At 61.4% G+C, this 20741-nt stretch carries 15 protein-coding genes; 12 read left to right on the top strand and 3 right to left on the bottom strand.

The genetic code is table 11. From position 1 onward, the window contains the following. The first annotated feature begins 63 nt into the window (after window positions 1-63). Both FPL22_RS17140 and FPL22_RS17135 read left to right on the top strand, forming a co-directional pair. A complete protein-coding gene (locus tag FPL22_RS17140; protein WP_144354263.1) occupies window positions 64-921 on the top strand; it encodes a transglutaminase family protein in 858 nt (285 codons plus the stop codon). Further along, on the top strand, window positions 918-3113 hold the full coding sequence (locus FPL22_RS17135; protein WP_144354262.1) for a transglutaminase family protein: 2196 nt from the start codon (window positions 918-920) through the stop codon (window positions 3111-3113). The genes FPL22_RS17140 and FPL22_RS17135 overlap by 4 nt, the downstream gene beginning before the upstream one ends. A 398-nt stretch (window positions 3114-3511) precedes the next feature. Here the strand turns inward: FPL22_RS17135 and FPL22_RS17130 are convergent, their stop codons facing one another. Both FPL22_RS17130 and bamJ read right to left on the bottom strand, forming a co-directional pair. Beyond that, complete coding sequence (locus tag FPL22_RS17130; protein WP_144354261.1) at window positions 3512-4651, bottom strand: glycosyltransferase family 4 protein; 1140 nt, start codon at window positions 4649-4651, stop codon at window positions 3512-3514. Window positions 4652-4792: 141 nt separating this feature from the next. After that, window positions 4793-5608: a BamJ family beta-barrel-assembly machinery protein gene (bamJ, locus tag FPL22_RS17125; protein ID WP_144354260.1), complete on the bottom strand. Its 816-nt coding sequence runs from the start codon at window positions 5606-5608 to the stop codon at window positions 4793-4795. 147 nt (window positions 5609-5755) lie between these two features. On the opposite strand from bamJ, the gene FPL22_RS17120 reads away from it, so the two are divergent. The 7 genes from FPL22_RS17120 to FPL22_RS17090 all read left to right on the top strand — a co-directional run bounded on the left by FPL22_RS17120 (window position 5756) and on the right by FPL22_RS17090 (window position 16068). Further along, the gene (locus tag FPL22_RS17120; protein ID WP_144354259.1) at window positions 5756-7681 is read left to right on the top strand and encodes an LOG family protein; all 1926 of its coding nucleotides are present in this window, start codon (window positions 5756-5758) and stop codon (window positions 7679-7681) included. A 46-nt stretch (window positions 7682-7727) separates the two neighbouring features. Beyond that, entirely contained in the window at window positions 7728-9035 is a 1308-nt protein-coding gene (gene purD, locus FPL22_RS17115) for a phosphoribosylamine--glycine ligase (RefSeq protein ID WP_144354258.1), read from the top strand. Continuing rightward, window positions 9032-9664, top strand: a complete 633-nt coding sequence (locus FPL22_RS17110; protein ID WP_144354257.1) for a hypothetical protein — start codon at window positions 9032-9034, stop codon at window positions 9662-9664. Before purD ends, FPL22_RS17110 begins: the two co-directional genes overlap by 4 nt. Before the next feature lie 53 nt (window positions 9665-9717). Beyond that, window positions 9718-10200, top strand: coding sequence for an arsenate reductase/protein-tyrosine-phosphatase family protein (locus tag FPL22_RS17105; RefSeq protein ID WP_144354256.1), 483 nt, complete (start codon window positions 9718-9720; stop codon window positions 10198-10200). A 304-nt stretch (window positions 10201-10504) separates the two neighbouring features. Next, window positions 10505-11773 carry a serine hydroxymethyltransferase gene (locus FPL22_RS17100; RefSeq protein ID WP_144354255.1) on the top strand — a complete coding sequence of 423 codons (1269 nt, stop codon included), beginning with the start codon at window positions 10505-10507 and terminating at the stop codon, window positions 11771-11773. 139 nt (window positions 11774-11912) lie between these two features. Beyond that, window positions 11913-14612, top strand: coding sequence for a CHASE domain-containing protein (locus tag FPL22_RS17095; protein ID WP_162525363.1), 2700 nt, complete (start codon window positions 11913-11915; stop codon window positions 14610-14612). A gap of 124 nt (window positions 14613-14736) precedes the next feature. After that, window positions 14737-16068: an MFS transporter gene (locus FPL22_RS17090; RefSeq protein WP_144354253.1), complete on the top strand. Its 1332-nt coding sequence runs from the start codon at window positions 14737-14739 to the stop codon at window positions 16066-16068. Between the two features lie 20 nt (window positions 16069-16088). On the opposite strand, the gene FPL22_RS17085 is transcribed toward FPL22_RS17090, so the two are convergent. After that, window positions 16089-17393: an RsmB/NOP family class I SAM-dependent RNA methyltransferase gene (locus tag FPL22_RS17085; protein ID WP_144354252.1), complete on the bottom strand. Its 1305-nt coding sequence runs from the start codon at window positions 17391-17393 to the stop codon at window positions 16089-16091. Between the two features lie 199 nt (window positions 17394-17592). Between FPL22_RS17085 and msrB the strand changes: the two genes are divergently transcribed. From msrB to FPL22_RS17070, 3 genes are all read left to right on the top strand, one after another. Further along, window positions 17593-18138 carry a peptide-methionine (R)-S-oxide reductase MsrB gene (gene msrB / locus FPL22_RS17080; RefSeq protein WP_144354251.1) on the top strand — a complete coding sequence of 182 codons (546 nt, stop codon included), beginning with the start codon at window positions 17593-17595 and terminating at the stop codon, window positions 18136-18138. A gap of 13 nt (window positions 18139-18151) precedes the next feature. After that, on the top strand, window positions 18152-18736 hold the full coding sequence (msrA, locus tag FPL22_RS17075; RefSeq protein ID WP_144354250.1) for a peptide-methionine (S)-S-oxide reductase MsrA: 585 nt from the start codon (window positions 18152-18154) through the stop codon (window positions 18734-18736). A 160-nt stretch (window positions 18737-18896) separates the two neighbouring features. Continuing rightward, window positions 18897-20741: a GreA/GreB family elongation factor gene (locus tag FPL22_RS17070; RefSeq protein WP_144354249.1), complete on the top strand. Its 1845-nt coding sequence runs from the start codon at window positions 18897-18899 to the stop codon at window positions 20739-20741.

The raw sequence follows: 20741 nt of genomic DNA, 5'->3' as shown, positions 1-20741 counted from the left end.
CGAAAACCGTGCTGCGGCCCGCTACTTGCTAAACCTTCCCGCACCCTCCCCTTTCCATCCTGAATGAAGCTCAAAGTCTCCCACCTCACCCGCTATGAATACGACCGCGAAGTCTCTTACTCGCCCCACCTTATTTATATGCGGCCGCGTGACAGCGCCCTGCTGCGGGTAAACCACTTTCACTTCAATATCTCGCCCGACTCCAAGATCGTCTGGACCCGCGACTATTACGACAACCTCCTCGCCTGGGCCCATTTTTGGGAGCGTTCCGCCACGCTGAGCATCCGCGCCGAATTCGAGGTCGAGACGCTGGATACCAATCCGTTCGACTTCATTCTCAAGCCCTACGCCTTCACTTTCCCGTTCGAATACGAGGCGCTGCACAAGTTCAACCTCACACCCTACATCACACCGCCCTTCGACGAAACCCAGGCCATCCTGCGCAACTGGCTCGATGAACACTTCGTCGACCGCCCCAAGGAAACCCTGCCGTTCCTCGTCGCCCTCAACACCCTCGTCCACCAGACGCTCACCTACAACCGTCGCTACGAAAAAGGTATCCAGCCTTCAACTACGACCCTCGCCCTCGGCACCGGCTCCTGCCGCGACTACGCCGTGCTCTTCGTGGAACTGTGCCGCACGCTCGGGCTCGCCGCGCGGTTTGTCAGTGGTTACCTTTACGATCCGTCGCCTGATTCCGCGGCCTATGGCGCGATGCATGCCTGGGCCGAGGTTTACCTGCCCGGCGCCGGCTGGAAGGGCCTCGACCCGACCAATGGCATGTTCTGCGACGATTCGTTTATCCCCGTGGCCCACGCCGCCATTGCCGAAAGCGTAAATCCCATTCAAGGCTCCTACTATTCACCGGACCCCGTTCCCTCCAAATTAGCCCATAGCATCATCGTCGAGAAAATCACATGAGCGCCCCCGCCCCCTATTCCGCCGGCACCTGGTCATCCATCCTCGCATGCGGTGACGCGGTCGAAGCGTCCTTCGCCAAAACCGGCATGCTGTTCACGATGGGTGGCGAACCCACCTTCATTCCGCACGACCCGCAGGGGCCCGAGTGGAACACCGCCGCCCTCGGCCCCACCAAGCTCGATTACGCCCGGCGCTTTGCCCGCCAGCTCATTGAAACCGCCTATCCCGGCGCGATGATCCTCGAGACGTCCGGCAAACATTACCCCGGCGAACCCCTGCCCCGTTGGGCGCTGCTAGTGCAATGGCGTGCCGACGGCCAGCCGCTCTGGAAAGACATCACCCGCCTGCGTGGTGACACCAAGGAGGGCCGCCACACCAACAAACACGCCGCGGACATCATCAACCGTCTCGCGAAAAAACTTTCCGTCTCCACCGCCGGCATTCTGCCCTCACACGACACGGCCAATCCCGATGCCAACGCCGGCTACGTCCTTCCTCTCGACCACGATGGCTCGACCTGGATCACCGACGACTGGACTTCCGTTCTCAAACAGGACTCCGCCGCGCTCTTCCCCGGCGACAGCCTGATAGGCCTCCGTCTCCCCCTCGCCAGCCTCGGCGAGAAAAACCTCCGCCGCGCCCTCACCGTCGAGGTCAAATCCGGCGCCCTCACCATCTTCATCCCGCCGCTTTCCCTCGAGGCTTACCTAGAACTCATCTCCGCGATCGAAAGCGTGTTCACCGCCGCCAAGCTCAAGGACGCCGTCCTAGCCGGCTACGCTCCGCCGCTTGATCCGCGCCTGCCCACCATCGGCTTCGCCTCCGACCCCGGCGTGATCGAGATCAACCTCGCCATCTGCGAAAACTGGGCGGCCTACGATCGCCAGCTCGATCACGTTTACACCGCCGCCACCGCGATCGGCATGACCGCGCGCAAACTCCAGCTCAACGGACGCGAAACCGGCACCGGTGGCGGCGCCCACCTCGTGTTCGGCGGCCCGCTCGGCTTTGCTTCGCCCTTCTTCGCCTTCCCGGCGTTGCTGCCGTCGGCCATCCGTTATTTTCAGCATCACCCCGGACTCAGCTACGCCTTCACCGGCCAATACATGGGCCCGAGCTCGCAAGCTCCGCGTATCGACGAATCCACGTTCGAAGCGCTCTACGAACTGGAAATCGCCTGCGCAGGCGCCGAGCAATTCGGCTCGCCGCACAACTTCGCGCTCTTCGACCTGCTCTTCCGCGACCTGCTCATGGATCGCTCGGGCAACACCCACCGCGCCGAGATCAGCGTGGACAAGCTCTGGAATCCTTTCGCCGGCAACGGCCGCGCCGGCCTCGTCGAGTTGCGCGCCTTCGAGACGCATCCCGACCGCCCCGCGATGTCGGTCGTCGCGTTGTTCATTCGCGCCATTTTTGCCCGTCTCGCGGCCGATCCTTACAAAGCCCCGTTCATTCGTTGGAATGGCGAGCTCCACGACAAATTCTTCCTGCCCGCCTTCGTGTGGCAGGACTTGTCCGCGATCTGCGCCGATCTCCGCGAACACGGCATCCCGTTTGAAACCGAGTGGCTCCGCCCTCTCTGGGAATTCCGCTTCCCCAAACTCGGCGAATTCACCTTCACTGCGCCGGCCCCCGCCAAATCCAAGAAAAAGCCGGTCACTCACACGATCACCTTCCGTCAAGCGCTCGAAGCCTGGCCGCTCCTCGGCGAACAGCCCAACGGCGGCGGCGGCACTTCGCGTTGTGTCGACGCCAGTATGGACCGCATCGAGGTCAGCGTGAGCGACGTCGCGATTCTCGAAACCGGTTTCCTCCTCGTCAACGGACTCCCCTGCGAACTCCGCCCGCTCGAAGGCACGCCGTCCGCGGCCGGTGGCGTGCGTTATCGCGCGTTCTTCCTCAACCCCGCGCTCCATCCTCACATTCCCGTGCATGCGCCGTTACTCATCGAGTGGATCGATAAATCCACATTCGCCGTGACAGCCGCCGCGCGCTGGCACGTGTGGAACCCGCGCAGCGTTCCCTACACATCGCGCCCCGCCAAACCCGCCGACGCCATCGAACGTTTCACCGAGCGTTGGGAAACCTGGCCGCACACGTTGGGCCAACCCCGACTCATCCAGAAAGTCGATTTCCCACCCGAAGGCCGGCATACGCTCGATCTGCGCCGTTATTCCGCGCAGGCGCGCTGAAGGCAGGCCCGCTAAAATCTCCTCCGCCAGCCGTGGTGAGAAAGCGGGGCGCGCATTCGTTTTTCCCGCATCCGGCTGAACCCCAAAAACAGTTGAGCCTCCTCGAATGGTCCGGGGAGGCTCATCATAGTGCGGGTCGCACCCGCTCGCGCGGCAATGGCGCTTATCTTCGTCTGGGTTGTGGCGGAGTCTACTGAGTTTTAAGCTTTTGGACTACTACCTAACCTTGCACTGACTGACATCTGACCAGCTATCGGACTGACCTTTCACTGGCTCTGACACTGACCTGTTCAACTAGCCTGTCAGCGAACTAACCCGTCAGCTATCACGTGGTCCCGTGACCACACTCAGACCATAGCGCGGGCCCTTAAAAATGCCAGCGGCGCGTTTGTAATATATTACAAACTGCGAGTCGCCGCCGCGCCCAATTCGCGCTCAAAAACATCGAAAATCGCATCCCACGTGATATCCTCCGCCGTCTTTCGCGCCGCCAGTCGAATCGGCGGCCAGTCGCCCCGCCGTGCCAGCAATAAATCCATGCCGGCGAGAAACGCCTCACGTTTCGCAAACGCCGCAGCGAAGCCGTTAATGCCATCACGCACATGCTCGCGCGTCGCTGCGTAATCATAAGCCAGCACCACCAATCCGCTGGCCATCGCCTCGGTGACCACGTTGCCAAACGTCTCCGTCACGCTGGCAAAGGCAAACACATCGGCCGACGCGTAGTGCGCCGCCAATTCCTCGCCCCGGCGCATGCCGGCATAGTGGAATTGTGGATACTGTTTTGCCAGCGACGCCTTTTCCGGCCCGTCGCCCACCAGAACGAACTTCGCACGCGGTAACTTTGCCTGCAGGGCCAGAAACGCCTCCACCGCGAGGGAGAGATTTTTCTCCGCCGCGATGCGACCCACATAAATCATCACGGGGTCGTCCGCCGCAGCGCCCCACTCCGCACGCAGCGCATCGTTGCGCTTCGCGGGCGAAAACAACTTCGCATCGACACCACGCGCCAGCACCACGAGGCGCTCGAATCCATCGCTTGCCAATTGCGCGCGGAGGTCGGACGCCGGCACCATCGTGCACCGCGTGCGATTGTGAAACCATCGCAGATAGCGCAGCGCCAAATCGCGCCCCAGCGTGAGGCCGTAATGCCCGCCGTATTGGTGAAAATTCGTATGGAAGCTCGACGTCACCGGCAGCTTGAGCAGATGCGCCGCGCGCAACGCCGCCAAGCCCAGCGGTCCTTCGGTCGCGACATGGACGACGTCGGGCCGACGCTCACGCCAGCGTTTTTTCAACTGTCCGGTTACCGGCAGTCCCATGCGCAAGGCGCTGTAAAACGGGATCGGCACGCCGGGCACCACATAGTCGAGTTCACCCGCGTCCGTGACGCCGGCGGCGACCTCTACTTTCTGCCGGGGCCGCACCACGTCGACGGTGTGTCCGCGCGCGCGCATCCCGCCCACCAGACGGCTGAGCGTCATGGCGACGCCGTTCACTTCCGGCGGAAACGTTTCGGTGACGAGCGCAATGTTCATGAAAAATCAGGATCGAAACGGAGCGGCCGGCGTGAGCGAGCCGATTCGCCGGCGTGACAGGAGCGTAACAAAAAGCCCTCCGCCTTTCGGCGGAGGGCTGATCTTCAGCAAAGGCACGGCGTTGCCGCCGCGTTTGGCCAATTACATGCCGTTGGTCGAAGCCGGAGCCTCGGCGGCGGGAGCAGCCTCGGCCGGAGCGGAAGGAGCATCCTTGAAATCAAGGAGCTCGACTTCGAACACCAGCGTGGAGGCCGGAGGAATGGTCGGAGGACGACCCTCTTCGCCATAGGCGAGCTGGTAAGGGATGTAGAGTTTGATCTTACCACCCTTGTTGATCTTCTGCACGCCCTCGGTCCAACCCTTGATCACGCCGCCGAGAGGGAACTCGATGGGTTCGCCGCGCTCGACAGAGCTGTCAAACACCGTGCCGTCCACCAGCGTGCCGGTGTAGTGAACTTTCACGACGTTGGAGGCCTTCGGATATTCGCCGGAACCTTCCTTGAGGATTTCGTAATAAAGCGTGGCCGGGCCGCTGGCGGTATCAACCGTCAGGGACTTGATGCCCTTCTTTTCCTTGATGTCGGCGAAGAACTTCGCGCTGGCGGCATCGCTCTTGGTGCGCTGCTTGGCGGTGTAGTCGGCCTGTTTGGCCTGCATGAATTTATCGAGCTCGGGCCCGATTTCATCGATCTTGTAAGGAGCTTCGGCGCCCGTGGCCGACGACTGGATGCCCTTGATGATGGCGGCGGTCTGCTCGGGGGTGAAACCGAGTTCACTCAGGCCCATGCGACGGCCTACGAACCAGCCGAAGGTTTCGAGCAACTGGGGCTCGGTGAATTTGGGAGCGGCAGCGGCGACAGGGGTCGTCTCGACAGCCTTGGGAGTATCCTGGGCGGTGACCGCGGCAACAGTGCCGAAGGCAAGCAATGCAGCCTTGAACGTAGAGGTGAGTTTCATGGGTTGGAGGTGAGACTAGAAACGGCGTATTGGTTTTTGTGCCGTGAAAAGAAAAGTTTCCTGCCTGCACCGCAGTCCCTTGGCAACTTCTTACTCGTTACTTGTATCAGACGCCCCATGCGGATTTATTCAGCCCCAATCCACCTCATGCATTCAGACCAATTTTGGACGAGCCAGGACGGCGAGATCCTCACGATCAAGAAAAAGGACGCCCGCACCGTAAAACTTAAGCTGGCATTCTCGCCCCGCACACCGGCCGAACTCGACTTTTTCAAAACCCGCACGGCCCTGCTCAATTTCACGGAACGCAGCACCCTCGCCCGCATCGGCATCGAGATGTTCACCATTAAACCGGTGAGCATCGAAGCCGGACGCTTTGTGGTCACCGCCGAGGCTTTTCTCTACGACGACAGTTTTCCCAATGCCGGTTACTGGGCCAAGCTCCTCCGCCCCGGCACGCCCGTCGGCCGCCTGTTCTACGCCCCCGAAAAGGCCAAGCTTTCAACTGCCGAAATCTGGGAGGCCGTGCAGACCAACCGTCTCAAGCTGCCCAACACGATCAGCATCGACCGCCTCGGCCGCGTTTTCCTGACGCCGCACCACGTCCGCTACACGCTCAACCCGCGCCTGAAACAGAATGACTTCGAGCGCCTCACCAGCGGCGAAGCCGGCCGCAACTACCTCGACAAGGTCCAGGTGCGCCACGACACCCACCTGCTCACGATCGAGCCCAGCTCCGGCGTCCTCACCAGCTGCTCGATGTATCTAAAAGAGCACTACGTCTTGCTCAACCGCGGCGAAGGCAATTTCGGCATCCACACGAGCGCCGTGCTGCTCGATCCGATCAAGACTTTCGGCACGAACATCATGCTGGAAATCTACAACACGGGCACCCAGCCGGTGGTGAATCCCATGGTGTCGGTGGAAATTTTTCGCGCCCCGCCTTCGGCCATCGCGGGCAACACGCCCGACGACCCCGAGTTCAAATCCCTCCGCCGCCGCCGCACGCGTCTGCTGACCACCGCGACCGATCTGTTCGAGTGCATCGACGCGAACCCGCCAAAGACCAATCCCGCCGCCCGCCCCCGCACTCGCATCACCGTGAAGGGCCAGAGCGCATCGATGGAAAACTTCAGTCTTTTGCTGAACACCACGGGACGCACCGTCACCAAGGCCACCCTGCTCCAGAAATGTGGTTACCGCACCATGGTCGAGTCCTTGGCCGCCGCGCCCGCGGGCGCCGATACGCTGCTCATCGACTACTTCCCGAATCTGCTCGAACACATCGAACTGCTTACGCGTCTGCCCGAGTTGAAGCTACGTCGCATTATTTTCCGCCAGCCCTCGCGCACCCACGGTTTTTTCCTTTCGAACAACGCCCATGGCCGTCTCGAAAGTTACCATGACCTCGGCATCGACGTTTACTGGTTCAACGTCGCGATGAAGGATCTCTACCGCCACACGTATAAAAAGAGCCATGGCTTCTTCGTGCGCGAAGAACTGCGCCGCGTATTCCAGGAGTCCACCATCCTCGCCTTCTACGGTTCCGCCGTGGGCCTCGAAAAAGCCGACACCGACCGCATCTCCGGCCTCATCGATAAACTCACCGGCTTCATCGGACCCAACGTCGGTGTGCTCACCGGCGGCGGCGGCGGCGTCATGCGCCTCGCGACCGATCAGGCCCGCAACAAGGGCGCGCTCACCGGCGCGTGCTTCCTTGAACTCGAAGCCCAGCCTCCGGAACTCGGCGTGGATTTCTTCAACACCTTCCAGGAAACCGCCCGCCACTATCGTCAAAAATGGTTCGAGGTCGCCGATTTTTGCGTCTTCAACGTCGGTGGCGTCGGCACGCTTGAGGAGATCGGTATCGAGCTATGCAACCTCAAGCTCGGCATCCGTCCGCGCGTGCCCTACGTGTTTTTCAACTCCACCTACTGGGCCGATCTGCGCCAACAACTCGAAGTCATGGTTCAATCGAAACGCATGCCCGCCTGGGTGATCGAATACATCCTGTTCACCGACGATCCCGACGAGGTCGTGGCCTTCTATCGCAAGACCCTGCAGGTCCTCTAAAAAATCGTTCTCGTTCTCGTCCGCTTACTCGTTCTCCTTTTCCGTCGTGTCTTCCGCATCCTCTGCGCCCACCTCACTCCCTCAGAACGTCCTCATCGTCGGTGCCGGCGGTCGCGAGCATACGCTCGTCAAAGCCGTGCTCGCCTCGCCCGCGAAACCGCGCGTGATCGCCGCACCCGGCAACGCCGGCATCTCGGCTGATGTTCAGACGTTCCCCGTCGCAGCCGATGACATCAACGGTCTGGTCGCTCTCGCCCAACGCGAAAAAATCGACTTCGTCATCGTCGGCCCCGAGGTTCCGCTTTCACTCGGCCTCGTCGATGCCCTCAACAAAATCGGCATTCCTGCCTACGGCCCGAAAGCCGACGGCGCCCGTCTCGAAGCCTCCAAGGTTTTCACCAAGCAGATCCTGCTCAAATACGGCATCCCGACCGCGGCCTCGGGCATCTTCACCGAGATCGAACCCGCCCTCGCCTACGTCCGCCAGCGCGGCGCGCCCATTGTCATCAAAGCCGACGGTCTCGCCGCCGGCAAAGGCGTGATCGTCGCGCAAACCCTCGCCGAAGCCGAGGCTGCCGTGCTCGACATGCTCGCCGGCAATAAATTCGGTTCCGCCGGCAGCCAGATCCTCGTCGAAGACTGCATGACCGGCGAAGAAACCTCCATCCTCGTCGTTACCTCCGGCCGCGATTACATCATCCTCCCGACTTCGCAGGACCACAAACGTATTGGCGACGGGGATACCGGCCCCAACACCGGCGGCATGGGCACCTATTCTCCCGCCGACGTCGTTACCCCCGCACTCCTCGCCCAGATCGAACGCGAGATCGTTAAACCTTCCGTCGATGCTATCGCCGACGAAGGCATCGATTTCCGCGGCACGCTTTTCATCGGCATCATGCTCACCCCCACCGGCCCGAGCGTGCTCGAATACAACACCCGGTTCGGCGATCCCGAGACCCAGGTCGTTATCCCCCGTCTCGACACCGATGTCCTCGCCCTGCTCTGGGCCGCCGCCAAGGGAACGCTCGCCGGCATCCGCTTCGCCATCAAACCCGAGCACGCCATCTGCGTGGTGATCGCCGCCAAGGGTTATCCTGACGCCTACGCCAAGGGTGACGTGATTCGTTTCCCCGCCAAGCTGGCCGACAACGTCCAGATCATCCACGCCGGCACCGCCAAAAACGCCGCCGGTGAAGTCGTCACCGCCGGTGGACGCGTCCTCGGAGTCACCGCAGTCGCCCCGACGTTGCGCGCCGCAGCCGACGCCGCCTACGCCGCTTGCGAACAGATCGAATGCACCAGCAAAGTTTACCGGCGCGACATCGGCGCGAAACAACTCAATCGTCGATGAAACGCCTCGGCTACTTCCTCGTTTTTGCTCTCGCGCTCGTCGTTTCCGCGCGAGCCGTGGAATTATCGCCCGGCCTCGATTACCTGCGCGCCGGTGCCGCCGATAGTGCGACGTTCGCCAAAGCCTTGGAAACGGGCTCGGTCGTTCTCGATCTCCGCTACGCCAGCACCAAGACCGCAGCGGCCACGTTGTCCGGCGTGAAAGGGTTTCGCACCCATCCGAAACGCATCGTGCTGGTCCTCCTCTCGCCAGAAACCTCCGGCGCCGCCCGCAACGAACTCAGCGTCACGATTCCCGGCTGCATCACGATCGGACGCGCCTCGGCCGACTACAAAACCGACATCATCGTAACCACTACTGCCGAGGCCGACAAACGCGCCTTCGACGCCTTGGTCGCCGACACTTCGCCCGCGAAGCTCGTCCTCGAAAACGTCAACAAATCGCGTTTCGACGAAGCCACTTTGATCCACGAGCACGAAACCGGCGTCGAGACTCCCGCCCCAGCAGAAGCCGTTAAATCCGCAAGTGCTTCCGAGACCGCCGACAAGCCCAAGCCGCTCCCGGTTGATGCCGTGCTGCAACGCGCCGTGCAAATCCACCGCGGCCTCGTCGCACTCAAGCAACTGTAGACCTCGACGGTTGCCTTTCCACTCAAACGTTATCCCTTCAACTCATCGCTCGTATGGCCAAGCCCGGAACCATCGTCACTGTTTGCACCGCCAACATCTGTCGCAGCCCGATGGCCGAGGCGCTCCTCCGCCATGCGCTCAGTGCGCAGCCCGAGCCGTTGAAATCATTGAAGATCGTCTCGGCCGGCGTGGCCGCCCGCTCCGGTGACCGCGTCTCGGAAAACTCCGTCGTCGCGCTGAAAAAAGTCGGTCTCGATATCAAAGCCCACAAGAGCCAGCCTCTTACCAAGCAGCTCTTGGATGAAGCCGTGGTGGTTCTCTGCATGACTGAAAGCCACCGGGCCATGATTCAGATCAGCTTCAATCCCGTCCCGCGGAATGTTTATCTTTTCCGTGAGTTCATGCCCCGCGCCGCCGACAAAGAAATCGGCGACCCCTACGGTGGCCCCCTCAACGAATACGAAGCCTGCCGCGACGAAATGGTCGAAGCCATCCCCTCGCTGATGGAGTTCCTCAAGTCGCAGACCGCCCAATAAGGAATTCTTCGCGCTTTCACGGTCCCTTCGCCCCCACCGCCTAGCAGCCTCGCAGCCCTGCTTTCGGTTTTCGACAGGTAATCCGGCAATCCCATTTGTAACCTAATAGGTTACAAATACCGATTTACCATTCATCGGCAGTTGGTTATAAAAAAATCGAATTTGTAACTTAATAAGTTACAAACGTGATCCATTCATGATCCGACGGCTTTATTGCGCGGTGCTCAGAGGGGGTCGGTCGTTTTTCGGTTTGTCCCCGCGCCGTTTGCCCTTCCGACTCTTCCTTTCCAAATTTCACTTCACCATGTCGATCAACGCCACGCCGCTCCGCACCCTCGATCCTGAAATCTACTCGGCCCTCTCGTCCGAGTTCGCCCGCCAGCAGAGCCACATCGAGCTCATCGCCTCCGAGAATTTCACCTACCCGGCCGTCATGGAGGCCCAGGGCAGCGTGCTCACCAACAAATACGCCGAGGGTTACCCCGCGAAGCGTTGGTATGGCGGTTGCGAATTCGTCGATAAGATCGAAACCCTCGCCATCGACCGCGCCAAAGCCCTGTTCGGTGCCGAACACGCCAACGTCCAGCCGCACTCCGGTTCGCAGGCCAACTTCGCTGTTTACACGTCCTGCCTGCCCCTCGGCGCGAAGATCCTCGGCATGAATCTCTCGCACGGCGGCCACCTCACCCACGGCAACCCCGCCAACTTCTCCGGCAAACAATACAACTTCGTCCAATACGGCGTCCGCGAAGACACCGGCCTGATCGACTACGAAGAACTCGCCGCCATCGCCGAGCGCGAGAAGCCCGCCATGATCACCGTCGGCGCTTCCGCCTACTCCCGCGTCATCGACTTCGCCCGCATGGGTGAGATTGCCCGCTCCGTCGGCGCGCTCCTTTTCGCCGACATCGCGCACATCGCCGGTCTCGTCGCCGCGGGCGTCCACCCGTCGCCTTTCCCGCACGCCGACTTCGTCACGACCACCACGCACAAAACCCTGCGCGGCCCCCGCGGCGGTCTCATCATGTGCAAAGCCGCGCACGCCAAAGCCATTGACTCCGCCATGTTCCCCGGCGGCCAGGGCGGTCCGCTCATGCATGTCATCGCCGCCAAGGCCGTGTGTTTCGCCGAGGCCCTCAAGCCCGATTTCAAGACCTACGCGCAGCAGGTCGTGAAAAACTCCCAGGCCCTCGCCAAGGCGTTCGTCGCCCGCGGCTACAAGCTCGTCTCCGGTGGCACCGACAACCACCTCTTCATGATCGATCTTCGCCACAACCTCCCCGAACTGACCGCGAAGAAAGCCCAGGAGACCCTCGATCTCGCGCACATCACGCTCAACAAAAACACCGTGCCCTTCGAGACCCGCTCGCCTTTCCAGGCTTCCGGTCTCCGCATCGGCACGCCGGCGATCACTTCGCGTGGTTTGGTTGAATCCGACATGGACGAAATCGCGACCGCCATCGACACCGTTCTCAAGGCCATCGGCACCGACGGCGAAACCGCCGCCCTCGCCTCCGCCAAGGAGCGCGCCGCCAAACTCGCCGCCAAATACCCGCTGCCCTACAAGCTCTGAGTATAAACCTCAACGACCGCTCACGCTCTTGAGCGTCATCACAAGCCCGCCTCGCATGCCCGAGGCGGGCTTTTTTTTCGAAAAACAACCTCGCGCCACCACCCGCGTGCAACATGCTTGCAGCTTGGAAGTTGTGACTATGAAGCCCCACCTCACCTCCGGGAAAAAAATCATGCGCCGGCAGTTGGGGTTGGTCATCGTGCTGCTCGCCGGCTTCGCCGCCTCGTTGATATTGTATCGGTTTGCCCACTACACCGAGCAACGCCGTATAGAAAACGAATTTTTCCGCCGCGCAGCCGTCCGCCACGCCCTCATCAGCGAGAGTATCCACGGTTACGAAGAGTGCCTGTATAACCTGCGCAATCTCTTCGCCAGTTCCGACGATGTCACCCCGTCCGAGTTTCTGGCCACGGCCCGCGACATCCGCGCCCGCCATCAGGGCATCCAGGCGCTTCAATGGGTTCCGGTCGTTCCCGATTCCCGCCGGGCCGAGGTCGAAGCCTGGGGCCGGCGTGAGATCGTCCCTTATTACGCCTTCACCGAACGCAACGCCGACGGCCAGCTCGTGCCGGCCTCACGCCGGCCGGTGTATAATCCGATTCTTTATACGGAGCCGCTCGAAGGCAACGAACCCGCCCTCGGTTTTGACCTCACCGTCGGCCCTTCGCGCAGCGACTTGGATCGCAGTCTGAAAACCCGCGGATTCGTCATGACGCGGAAGATCCGCCTCGTGCAGGAAAACTCCGGCGCGAAGCGTTTCGGAATCATCATGGCCTGTCCGGTTTTCCAGTCGGTGCGTGGTGCCGACCAACTGGTCGGCTACGTCCAGATTGTATTCAAAATTGATGACATGCTGGGGCAGTCCTGGATCAGTTATCCGGCCTACGCGCTCGATGCCCTGATTTTGGACATCACCCATACGGATGAACCGGACCCTTTTCTCTTCAGCCGCCGTGCAGTTCGCGATCCCGACAATCACGCGCTGCAAAGCCTCGCCGATCTGCCTCCGGGCATCATGCACTCCGATCAGCTTAGCATCGGCGGACGCACTTGGAACTGTTATTACACCCCCACAAACGGCTGGATTGACAGTCAGATCAGCGCCACACCTCGCATAGTTTTCGCGGGCAGCCTGATCTTCACGCTCGTGCTCGGCGCTTATTTTCTGAGCGTGCGCCGTCGCGCCGAACTGGTCGAACATCAGGTCGGAGAACGCACCGCCGAATTGCGCCACACACAGGGACTGCTCGAAGCCGACATCGGCAAACGTCAGGCAACCGAGGCCGAGTTGCGCGAAAGCCGCCGTCAGCTCGACAGCCTGCTCGGACAGATGCCCGGCATGGCTTATCGCTATCTCCATCAAAAACCGTGCTCCGCCACGTTCATCAGCCGCGGATCAATCGAGATCATCGGCTACACCCCGCATGATTTCACCTCCGGGAAAATTTGTTTCGACGACTTGATCTTGGTCGAAGACCACGAGAACCATCGTGCGCTGGTCGACAACGCCTTGGCGCACCAGGCCGCCTACGAAAGCGAATACCGGCTTCGGGACAAAGACGGCCAAATCAAATGGGTGCTCGACCGTGGCCAGGGCATTTACTCCAGCGAAGGCCAGCTGTTGTTCATCGAAGGTCTCGCGATCGACATCACCGGCCGCAAACAGGCCGAAGCCGACCGGAGCGCCTTGGACCGCAAGCTCCTCGAATCTCAAAAACTGGAAAGCCTGGGTGTCCTCGCGGGCGGCATCGCGCACGATTTCAACAATCTGCTCACGACGATTGTCGGCCACGCCAGCATTCTCCGGCTCGATCTTCCCCGCCAGACCGCGGTTCAGGAACACCTCGAACAAATTGAATGCGGTGCGCAACGTGCCGGCGAACTGTGCCAGCAGATGCTCGCCTACGCGGGTCGCGGACGGTTCCTCGTGGAGCGCGCCAGCCTTGAGAAACTCGTGCGCGACACGACTCCCCTCCTCGAGCACTCGATCAGCAAGCGGGCCAGCCTTCATTTCGAATTCCGCCCCGGCGTGCCCGACGTCGAAGTCGATGCCACGCAGATCCGCCAGATCATCATGAATCTCGTGGTCAATGCCTCCGACGCGATCGGCGATCACGATGGTTTCATCACCGTCGAAACCTGCACGATGCGCCGCACCGACCCCCAGGTTGCCCATGCCGTGCTCGCGCCTCCGCCGGGGACCGGCGACTTCGCCGGCCTGCGCGTTCGCGATACCGGCACCGGGATGAGTGCCGAAACCATCAGCAAAATTTTCGACCCGTTCTTCACCACCAAATTTGCCGGCCGCGGACTCGGCCTGGCCGCCGTGCTCGGCATCGTGCGCAGCCATCAAGGCAGCCTCCTCGTCACCAGCACGCCCGGAGCCGGCTCCACGTTCACCTTGCTGCTACCGGTGGCTTCCTCGCCGCAAGTCGTCCGCGAAAGCCGGCAGCCGTTCGAAGCCCGCGCACATCCGCTCGCCGGCACAGTGTTGCTCATCGACGATGAAACCGGTGTCCGCGCGGTGGCCGAACAGATGTTTCGCACCTTTGGACTCAAGACCCTCACCGCCGCCGACGGCATCGAAGGCATCGAATTATTCAAAGCCCACCAATCCGATGTCGCGCTCGTCCTGCTCGACCTGACCATGCCTCGTCTGAGCGGCGTCGATACCTTGCGGGCACTACGAGTGCTCGCCCCGCAACTCCCCGTCATCCTCATGAGCGGCTACAACGAAAGCGCCGTGCCCGAACTCGGGACGGATGACCGCGTGAGCTTCCTGCAAAAGCCGTTCTCGCTTCAGGCCCTGCGAAAACAAATCAGCAAGATGCTGGGCTGAGCGCCTGAACGCGCCGCCGGATATTAGGTAACTCGGCGGGCGTCATTAGCCATTCCGGCGATTCGACCATCGGGGCCATTCGCGCCTTGGCTCTGCCGCTCCAAATGGTTTGCCTGTCGCCTTCGTGTCCACCACCGAGCCCAACCAGCCCAAACGCGCCCTGTCCCTCGGCGTGATCTTCCTCACGCTCTACATCGATCTGGTGGGCTTCTCGATCATCTTCCCGCTCGGGCCCGACCTGCTCAAACACTACCTCGCCGTCGACGGCCAGGCCGGACTGCTCGGCTGGTTCCTCGGGCACATCAACGCAGTCGCTAGTCATCTGGGTAACGAAACCCACCTCCCCGAGGTGCTGTTTGGCGGCGTCATCAGCTCCCTGTTTTCGATCCTGCAATTCATCTTTGCACCGTTCTGGGGCACGCTCTCCGATAAACGCGGACGCCGTCCGATCTTGCTGCTCACCGTCGCCGGCACCGCGCTCAGTTATCTGCTCTGGGTCGTCAGCGGTTCCTTCTGGCTCTTCCTCGTCGCCCGTCTCGTGGCCGGCGCATTCGGCGGCAATCTTTCCGTCGCCACCGCCGCCGTGGCCGATGTCACCACGCGCGCCGAACGCTCCAAAGCGATGGGCATCGTCGGCGCCGCGTTCGGCCTCGGCCTCGTCACCGGCCCGATGATCGGCGCCTTCACCGCGCACATCAACTTGCTCGAAATTTTCCCGCGCGCAGGACTCGCCGCGTGGGGCATCAATCCGTTCTCGGTCCCCGCGCTGCTCTCACTCGCGATGAGTGTGGTCAACCTCGTGTGGATTTATCGCCGCTTCAACGAGACCCGCCCGCCGGAAATGCGCATCGTCCCCGTCGAGACGCGCCTGCGCAATCCGCTCCGCGCCATTCTGAATCTCTCCGACGCTCGTATTCGCGGCGTCAATCTGGTCGCGTTCGTTTACTCGATCGCCTTCGTCGCGATGGAAGCATCCTTGGTTTTCCTCAGCGCCGAACGCTTCGGCTACACCGCGAAACAAAACGGTCTGCTCATGGGTTTCCTCGGCGTGTGTTCGATCATCACGCAGGGCTATATCGTGCGAAAGATGCTGGTGAGCACGCCCGAGACCCGCGTGCTCGGCATGGGATTGGTCGCTTCATGCATCGGCCTCCTGTTGATCGGTTTCGCGCCCGCGCCCGCGTGGCTCTACGCGGGCGTCGGCTTGCTCGCACTCGGCTCGGGCCTGGTCAATCCCTCCACCAGCGGACTCATCTCGCTCTACGCCGGAGCCAACGAACAAGGCCGCGTGCTCGGCATTTTTCGCTCACTGGGTTCACTCTCCCGCGCGATCACGCCCATCACCGCCGGCATCGTTTTCTGGACGCTCGGCGCGAAGGCCGTGTTCATCGGTGCCGCCGTGCTGGCTGCGGGCGCCTGGATCGCCGGCACCCGCCTGCCCCAGCCGGAAAAATAATCTCCGGCCGGGTTGAGGGCTCAACCCACCGCTTTGCGCAGCACGAATGCCGCCGCGCCATCGTGACCGTCCACCCAGGGCTGGCTGATACGCTGCGCCTCCAGCGTGAAACGGCCGCGGGTCTTTTCCAAAAACGTGCTGATCACGTCCATGTTTTCTTCGGTATCGAGACTGCACGTCGAATAAACCAGTCGCCCGCCCGGCACCACCAGGCGTGCCGCCGCGCTCAACAAATCACCTTGCTGGCGCGCGTGCTTGGCGAAGTCCGAAACTTGCAAACGCCATTTCACATCCACGCGATGGCGCATTACTCCGGTGTTGGAGCAGGGCACATCGAGGAGCACCGCATCGTAGGCTTTCGGCAGATTGCATTCCTCCAGAACCCCCAGGCGTTCGATCTGCAATAAATCAGCCTGCACCAGCGCGACATCGATCTTCGCGCGCGACAGATTTTGCTTAAGGCGATCGATACGCGGGCTCGGCAGATCCACCGCCACCACGCGTCCCGAGCCCATGAGATCGGCGATCGCGAGGCTCTTACCACCGGGCGCGGCGCACGCATCGAGCACCGCTTCGCCCGTCTTCGGGGCCAGCAGGTCGATCGCGTGGCGCGTCGCCGGATCCTGCAAGAACAACGTTCCGTCGTTCACCAGGGTTTCCACGCGTGCCCACGAACCGGACTTCACTTCATAAAACCCTTTCCACGGAGTCGCCACGAACAGCGCCGCGTCTTCACCGGCTGGCGCACCTTCGGCCCGCCAACGCGCATACACAGGCGCAGGCTTTTGATTCCATTCCAACAATTCGCGCGCACCCGCCGCACCAAACTGCGCGAGCCAGCGGCGCACCAGCCACTCGGGGTGCGAATAATAATTCGCGAGTTCCGTCGCACCCGCCAGCGCCGCCGGCACGGTCTGCGCATCGAGCGCCGCGGATATCTTGCGCACGACGGCGTTGACCATCTTGGCTTCCGGCTGGCTTGCCAGCGTCTTGGTTTGCTCGACCGCATGATGAACCACGCGCGCCGTGTGGCCGTCGTTGCCGCCTTCGATCAGCTCATAACCTGCGATCAACAGAATCGCTTTCACCGCCGTGCGGGGCGGACGGGCCAGCATCGGGGTAAAAATCGCTTCGATCCGCCCCAGATTACGCACCGCGCCGAACAACAAATGCTGGCAGCGACCGCGCTCGGCGCGCCCCAGGGAGCGCGGCAAACTGTCGAGCAGCACGTCGACACGCTCGTTATTTTCGAGCCAGCGCACCAGCAATTCGACGGCGAGGGCCCAGGCATCGACCGATAGGCCTGGCTTGAAAGGTTTTGTCATAACGCCCCACGCTCAAGGCGTGCGCCCCGCTTGCAAGCCCGAACCCTTCCGTCTCGTTTGCGTTATCACCGGTGTTTTGCAGAGTTGGGAACCTCGGGAATAATCCGTCGTCTCCTTGCTCTCACCTCATATGAAATGGCCCGCCCTACTCCTCTGCTTCCCGCTCGTCGCAGCCTCCTACCTTTTTTCTCAAGCACCTATGAAAACCACTTCGCCCGCCGCCAGCTCCGATCTCGATTGCACGTCCGCCTGCGGACTCCCCTCCAAGGTCATCATCGATATGTCCAAGGCCAAGGTGCAGCGCACCGATGCCGAGTGGAAAAAAATCCTCACCCCCATCCAATTCAAGGTCGCCCGCCAGCAAGGCACCGAGCCGCCATTTCAAAACGAGTATTATAATCACCACGCCGACGGCGTGTATTTTTCCGTGTGCAGCGAGACCCCGCTCTTCGACAGCAAGGACAAGTTCGAGAGCGGCACCGGCTGGCCCAGTTTCACCAAGCCGATCGAACCGCTCTTCATCGTTGAGCAAACCGACACCAACTACGGCATGAGTCGCACCGAGGTCCACGTCGCCAATGACGGCGCGCACCTCGGCCATGTGTTCAGCGACGGTCCGGCGCCGACCTACAAACGCTACTGCATCAACTCCGCCTCGCTCCGCTTCATGCCGCGCAAGGAATACGACGAATGGGTCGCCAAACAAAAGACCGCCTCCGCCCCCGCACCGTCACCCACCTCTTAACCAGAAGACCACCATGTCGCCCCGCATTCTCTTTTCCCTCGCCGCTCTCGGGCTGGCCGCGTTGCCCGCCCTCGCCCGCGCCGATTCGCTGGTGCTGGGCGGCGGCTGCTTCTGGTGCACTGAAGCCGCCTACGAAATCAAACTCGGCGTGACAGCCGTCACCAGCGGTTATGCAGGCGGCTTCACCGAAAATCCGACTTACAAGCAAATCGGCCACGAACACACCGGTCACGCCGAGGTGATCAAAATCGACTACGATCCGGCCAAGATCACGCTCGCCGAGCTGCTGGCCTTTTTCTGGAAAGTCCACAATCCGACCCAAGTCGGCGGACAGGGTAACGATCAGGGCCCACAATACCGTTCGATCATCCTCTATGCCGACGAGGCCCAAAAGGCCGCCGCCGAGAAATCGCGCGACGAAGCAGCCAAGACGTTCTCCAAACCCATCACGACCGAGATCGTGCCGCTCAAAAAATTCTGGCCCGCCGAGGATTATCACCAAGACTATTTCGCCAAAAATCCCAACGACGGTTACTGCGTTTACGTCATCAAACCCAAAATCGATAAATTGCAAAAGGGGCTCGGCCCCAAGCACTGACCGGCCGGCCACGCGACCAGTCCGTCGCAACCAGCGACAAAGCCCGTTCTCCTGAGCGGGCTTTGTCGTTTACACACCTCGGTTACCTGCAAACCCGTTGGTTGACATAACCGCCTTGGATGCGTTCAACTCACCAATTCACGACTCGAATAACCCATTTATGAACTCGGAAGCCGTCTCTGCGCTCATCGCTAAAAATCCCTCCCTTAAGGCATCCAAAGCCCAACTCGAAGCCATGGAACCCGGTTCCTACGGTATCCATCGCAGTTGGGGTTTCGGCCAGATCAAGTCCTACGATGAAGCTTCCCAGAAGCTCATCATCGACTTCACTGGTAAGAAGGCCCACCCGATGGACCCTGCGTTCTGTATCGGCACGCTGCAGATTCTCCCTGCCAACCACCTGCTGGTTCGCAAGCAGACCGAACCCGAGGTCATCAACAAGCTGATCGCCAACGACCCGGCCCAGCTCCTCGTCGAAGGTCTTCAGTCCTACCCCAACAACGCCGCCACCGCGATCGAGATCGAGATCACGCTCGCCCAGGTCCTCGGCGAAGAAAAATTCAAAAAATGGTGGTCCACCGCCAAGAAGGCCATCGCCAAGGACCCGCGCATCGCCGTCCCTGCCAAGAAGACCGAGTGCTACATTCTCCGCGAGACCCCCGTCTCCGCTGAAGACGAAATCATCGAACAATTTAACGGCACCCGTTCCGCCCGCCGCCGTATTGCCCTCGCCGAAGACCTCGTGGCCGCCTCCGGCTCCAAGGAAGTCAAAGGTGACCTCAATGCCATCCTCACCGGTCTCTCCGAGTCCGTGAAGGACTCCAACCAGCTCGACGCCGCCGAGCGTCTCTACGGTGCTTTCATCCGCGACGCCCTCGCCAAGCAGGTCGGCGTTGACCCCGCCACCCTGGCCCCTTCGCAAGCCGAGCTCATCGCCAACGTCCGCGACCTCGTGGATATTGCCGAAAAGATCCCCGTCCAATTTCAGGGCCGCTTCCTCGACCTCGTCAAGGACACGCACCCGATCGAATACCGCGACGCCGCCTTCACGCTGCTCAAGACGAGCCAGGGCAAGTTCACCACCGAATGCATCAACTTCCTCGTTGAGAACGGCCACTCCGACGAGCTCGCCACCGCCCTCAAGCGCTGGCAGATCGAGCAGAACCTGCGCGCCCCCGTCCTTCTTTGGATCGTCAAGAACCGCCACTCGAAGAAATTCGCCAAGCTGCTCAACGACCTGATCACCCCCCGCTTGTTGAGCGCGATCTTCTTCGCGATCGACTACGAGGCGCTTCAGGCCGCCAGCGCCCGTCGTATTCCGCTCGGCGACATCCTCTCCGAGGACACCGACCTCATCGCCGACCTCCTCTCCACCGCCGATCCTGAGACCGCCCGCGACCTCGCGAACGCCCTCATGCTCAACCAGGGTTTCGAGGAGCTCACGAAGAAGTCCCTGCTCGCCCGCTTCATCAAGATTTTCCCCGGCATCCAGTCGATCGTCGCCAAGGACGCCGAGTCCAACGAGGAACAGCTCCTCGTCTCCCGCGACAGCTACGAGACCAAGCGCGTCGAATACGAGACGATCGTCTCCAAGAAGATCCCGGAAAACTCCAAGGCCATCGCGACCGCTCGCGAACACGGCGACTTGAAGGAAAACTCCGAATACAAGATGGCCAAGCAGGATCAAAGCATCCTCATGGCGCAGAAGTCGCAGCTCGAAAAGGAACTCAGCCGCGCGCGTATCACCGACTTCAAGGAGGCCACCTCCGAGCAGGTCAGCGTGGGCAGCATCGTCGAAGTCACCGTCGGCGCCGGCAAAGCCGCCAAATACACGCTCCTCGGTGCGTGGGACAGCGTTCCGGAGAAAAACATCCTCTCCTACAAGACACCGCTCGGCCTTGCCCTCCTCGGCAAAAAATCCGGCGACAGCGTGAAGGTCAAAATCGGCACGTCCGAGGAAACCTACACCATCAAGTCCATCGGTCGTTACATCGAAACCCTCTAA

Origin of the sequence: Rariglobus hedericola (genome assembly GCF_007559335.1) — a bacterium.
In the GTDB taxonomy this organism is placed as follows: Bacteria; Verrucomicrobiota; Verrucomicrobiia; order Opitutales; family Opitutaceae; genus Rariglobus; species Rariglobus hedericola.
This window is presented reverse-complemented; position numbering and strand designations above follow the sequence as displayed.

Excerpts from the sequence above, each read along its gene's own strand:
- FPL22_RS17140 (WP_144354263.1), top strand. The coding sequence starts at position 64 with ATGAAGCTCAAAGTCTCCCACCTCACCCGCTATGAATACGACCGCGAA.
- FPL22_RS17135 (WP_144354262.1), top strand. The coding sequence starts at position 918 with ATGAGCGCCCCCGCCCCCTATTCCGCCGGCACCTGGTCATCCATCCTC.
- FPL22_RS17130 (WP_144354261.1), bottom strand. The coding sequence starts at position 4,651 with ATGAACATTGCGCTCGTCACCGAAACGTTTCCGCCGGAAGTGAACGGC.
- bamJ (WP_144354260.1), bottom strand. The coding sequence starts at position 5,608 with ATGAAACTCACCTCTACGTTCAAGGCTGCATTGCTTGCCTTCGGCACT.
- FPL22_RS17120 (WP_144354259.1), top strand. The coding sequence starts at position 5,756 with ATGCATTCAGACCAATTTTGGACGAGCCAGGACGGCGAGATCCTCACG.
- FPL22_RS17110 (WP_144354257.1), top strand. The coding sequence starts at position 9,032 with ATGAAACGCCTCGGCTACTTCCTCGTTTTTGCTCTCGCGCTCGTCGTT.
- FPL22_RS17105 (WP_144354256.1), top strand. The coding sequence starts at position 9,718 with ATGGCCAAGCCCGGAACCATCGTCACTGTTTGCACCGCCAACATCTGT.
- FPL22_RS17100 (WP_144354255.1), top strand. The coding sequence starts at position 10,505 with ATGTCGATCAACGCCACGCCGCTCCGCACCCTCGATCCTGAAATCTAC.
- FPL22_RS17095 (WP_162525363.1), top strand. The coding sequence starts at position 11,913 with ATGAAGCCCCACCTCACCTCCGGGAAAAAAATCATGCGCCGGCAGTTG.
- FPL22_RS17085 (WP_144354252.1), bottom strand. The coding sequence starts at position 17,393 with ATGACAAAACCTTTCAAGCCAGGCCTATCGGTCGATGCCTGGGCCCTC.
- msrB (WP_144354251.1), top strand. The coding sequence starts at position 17,593 with ATGAAAACCACTTCGCCCGCCGCCAGCTCCGATCTCGATTGCACGTCC.
- msrA (WP_144354250.1), top strand. The coding sequence starts at position 18,152 with ATGTCGCCCCGCATTCTCTTTTCCCTCGCCGCTCTCGGGCTGGCCGCG.
- FPL22_RS17070 (WP_144354249.1), top strand. The coding sequence starts at position 18,897 with ATGAACTCGGAAGCCGTCTCTGCGCTCATCGCTAAAAATCCCTCCCTT.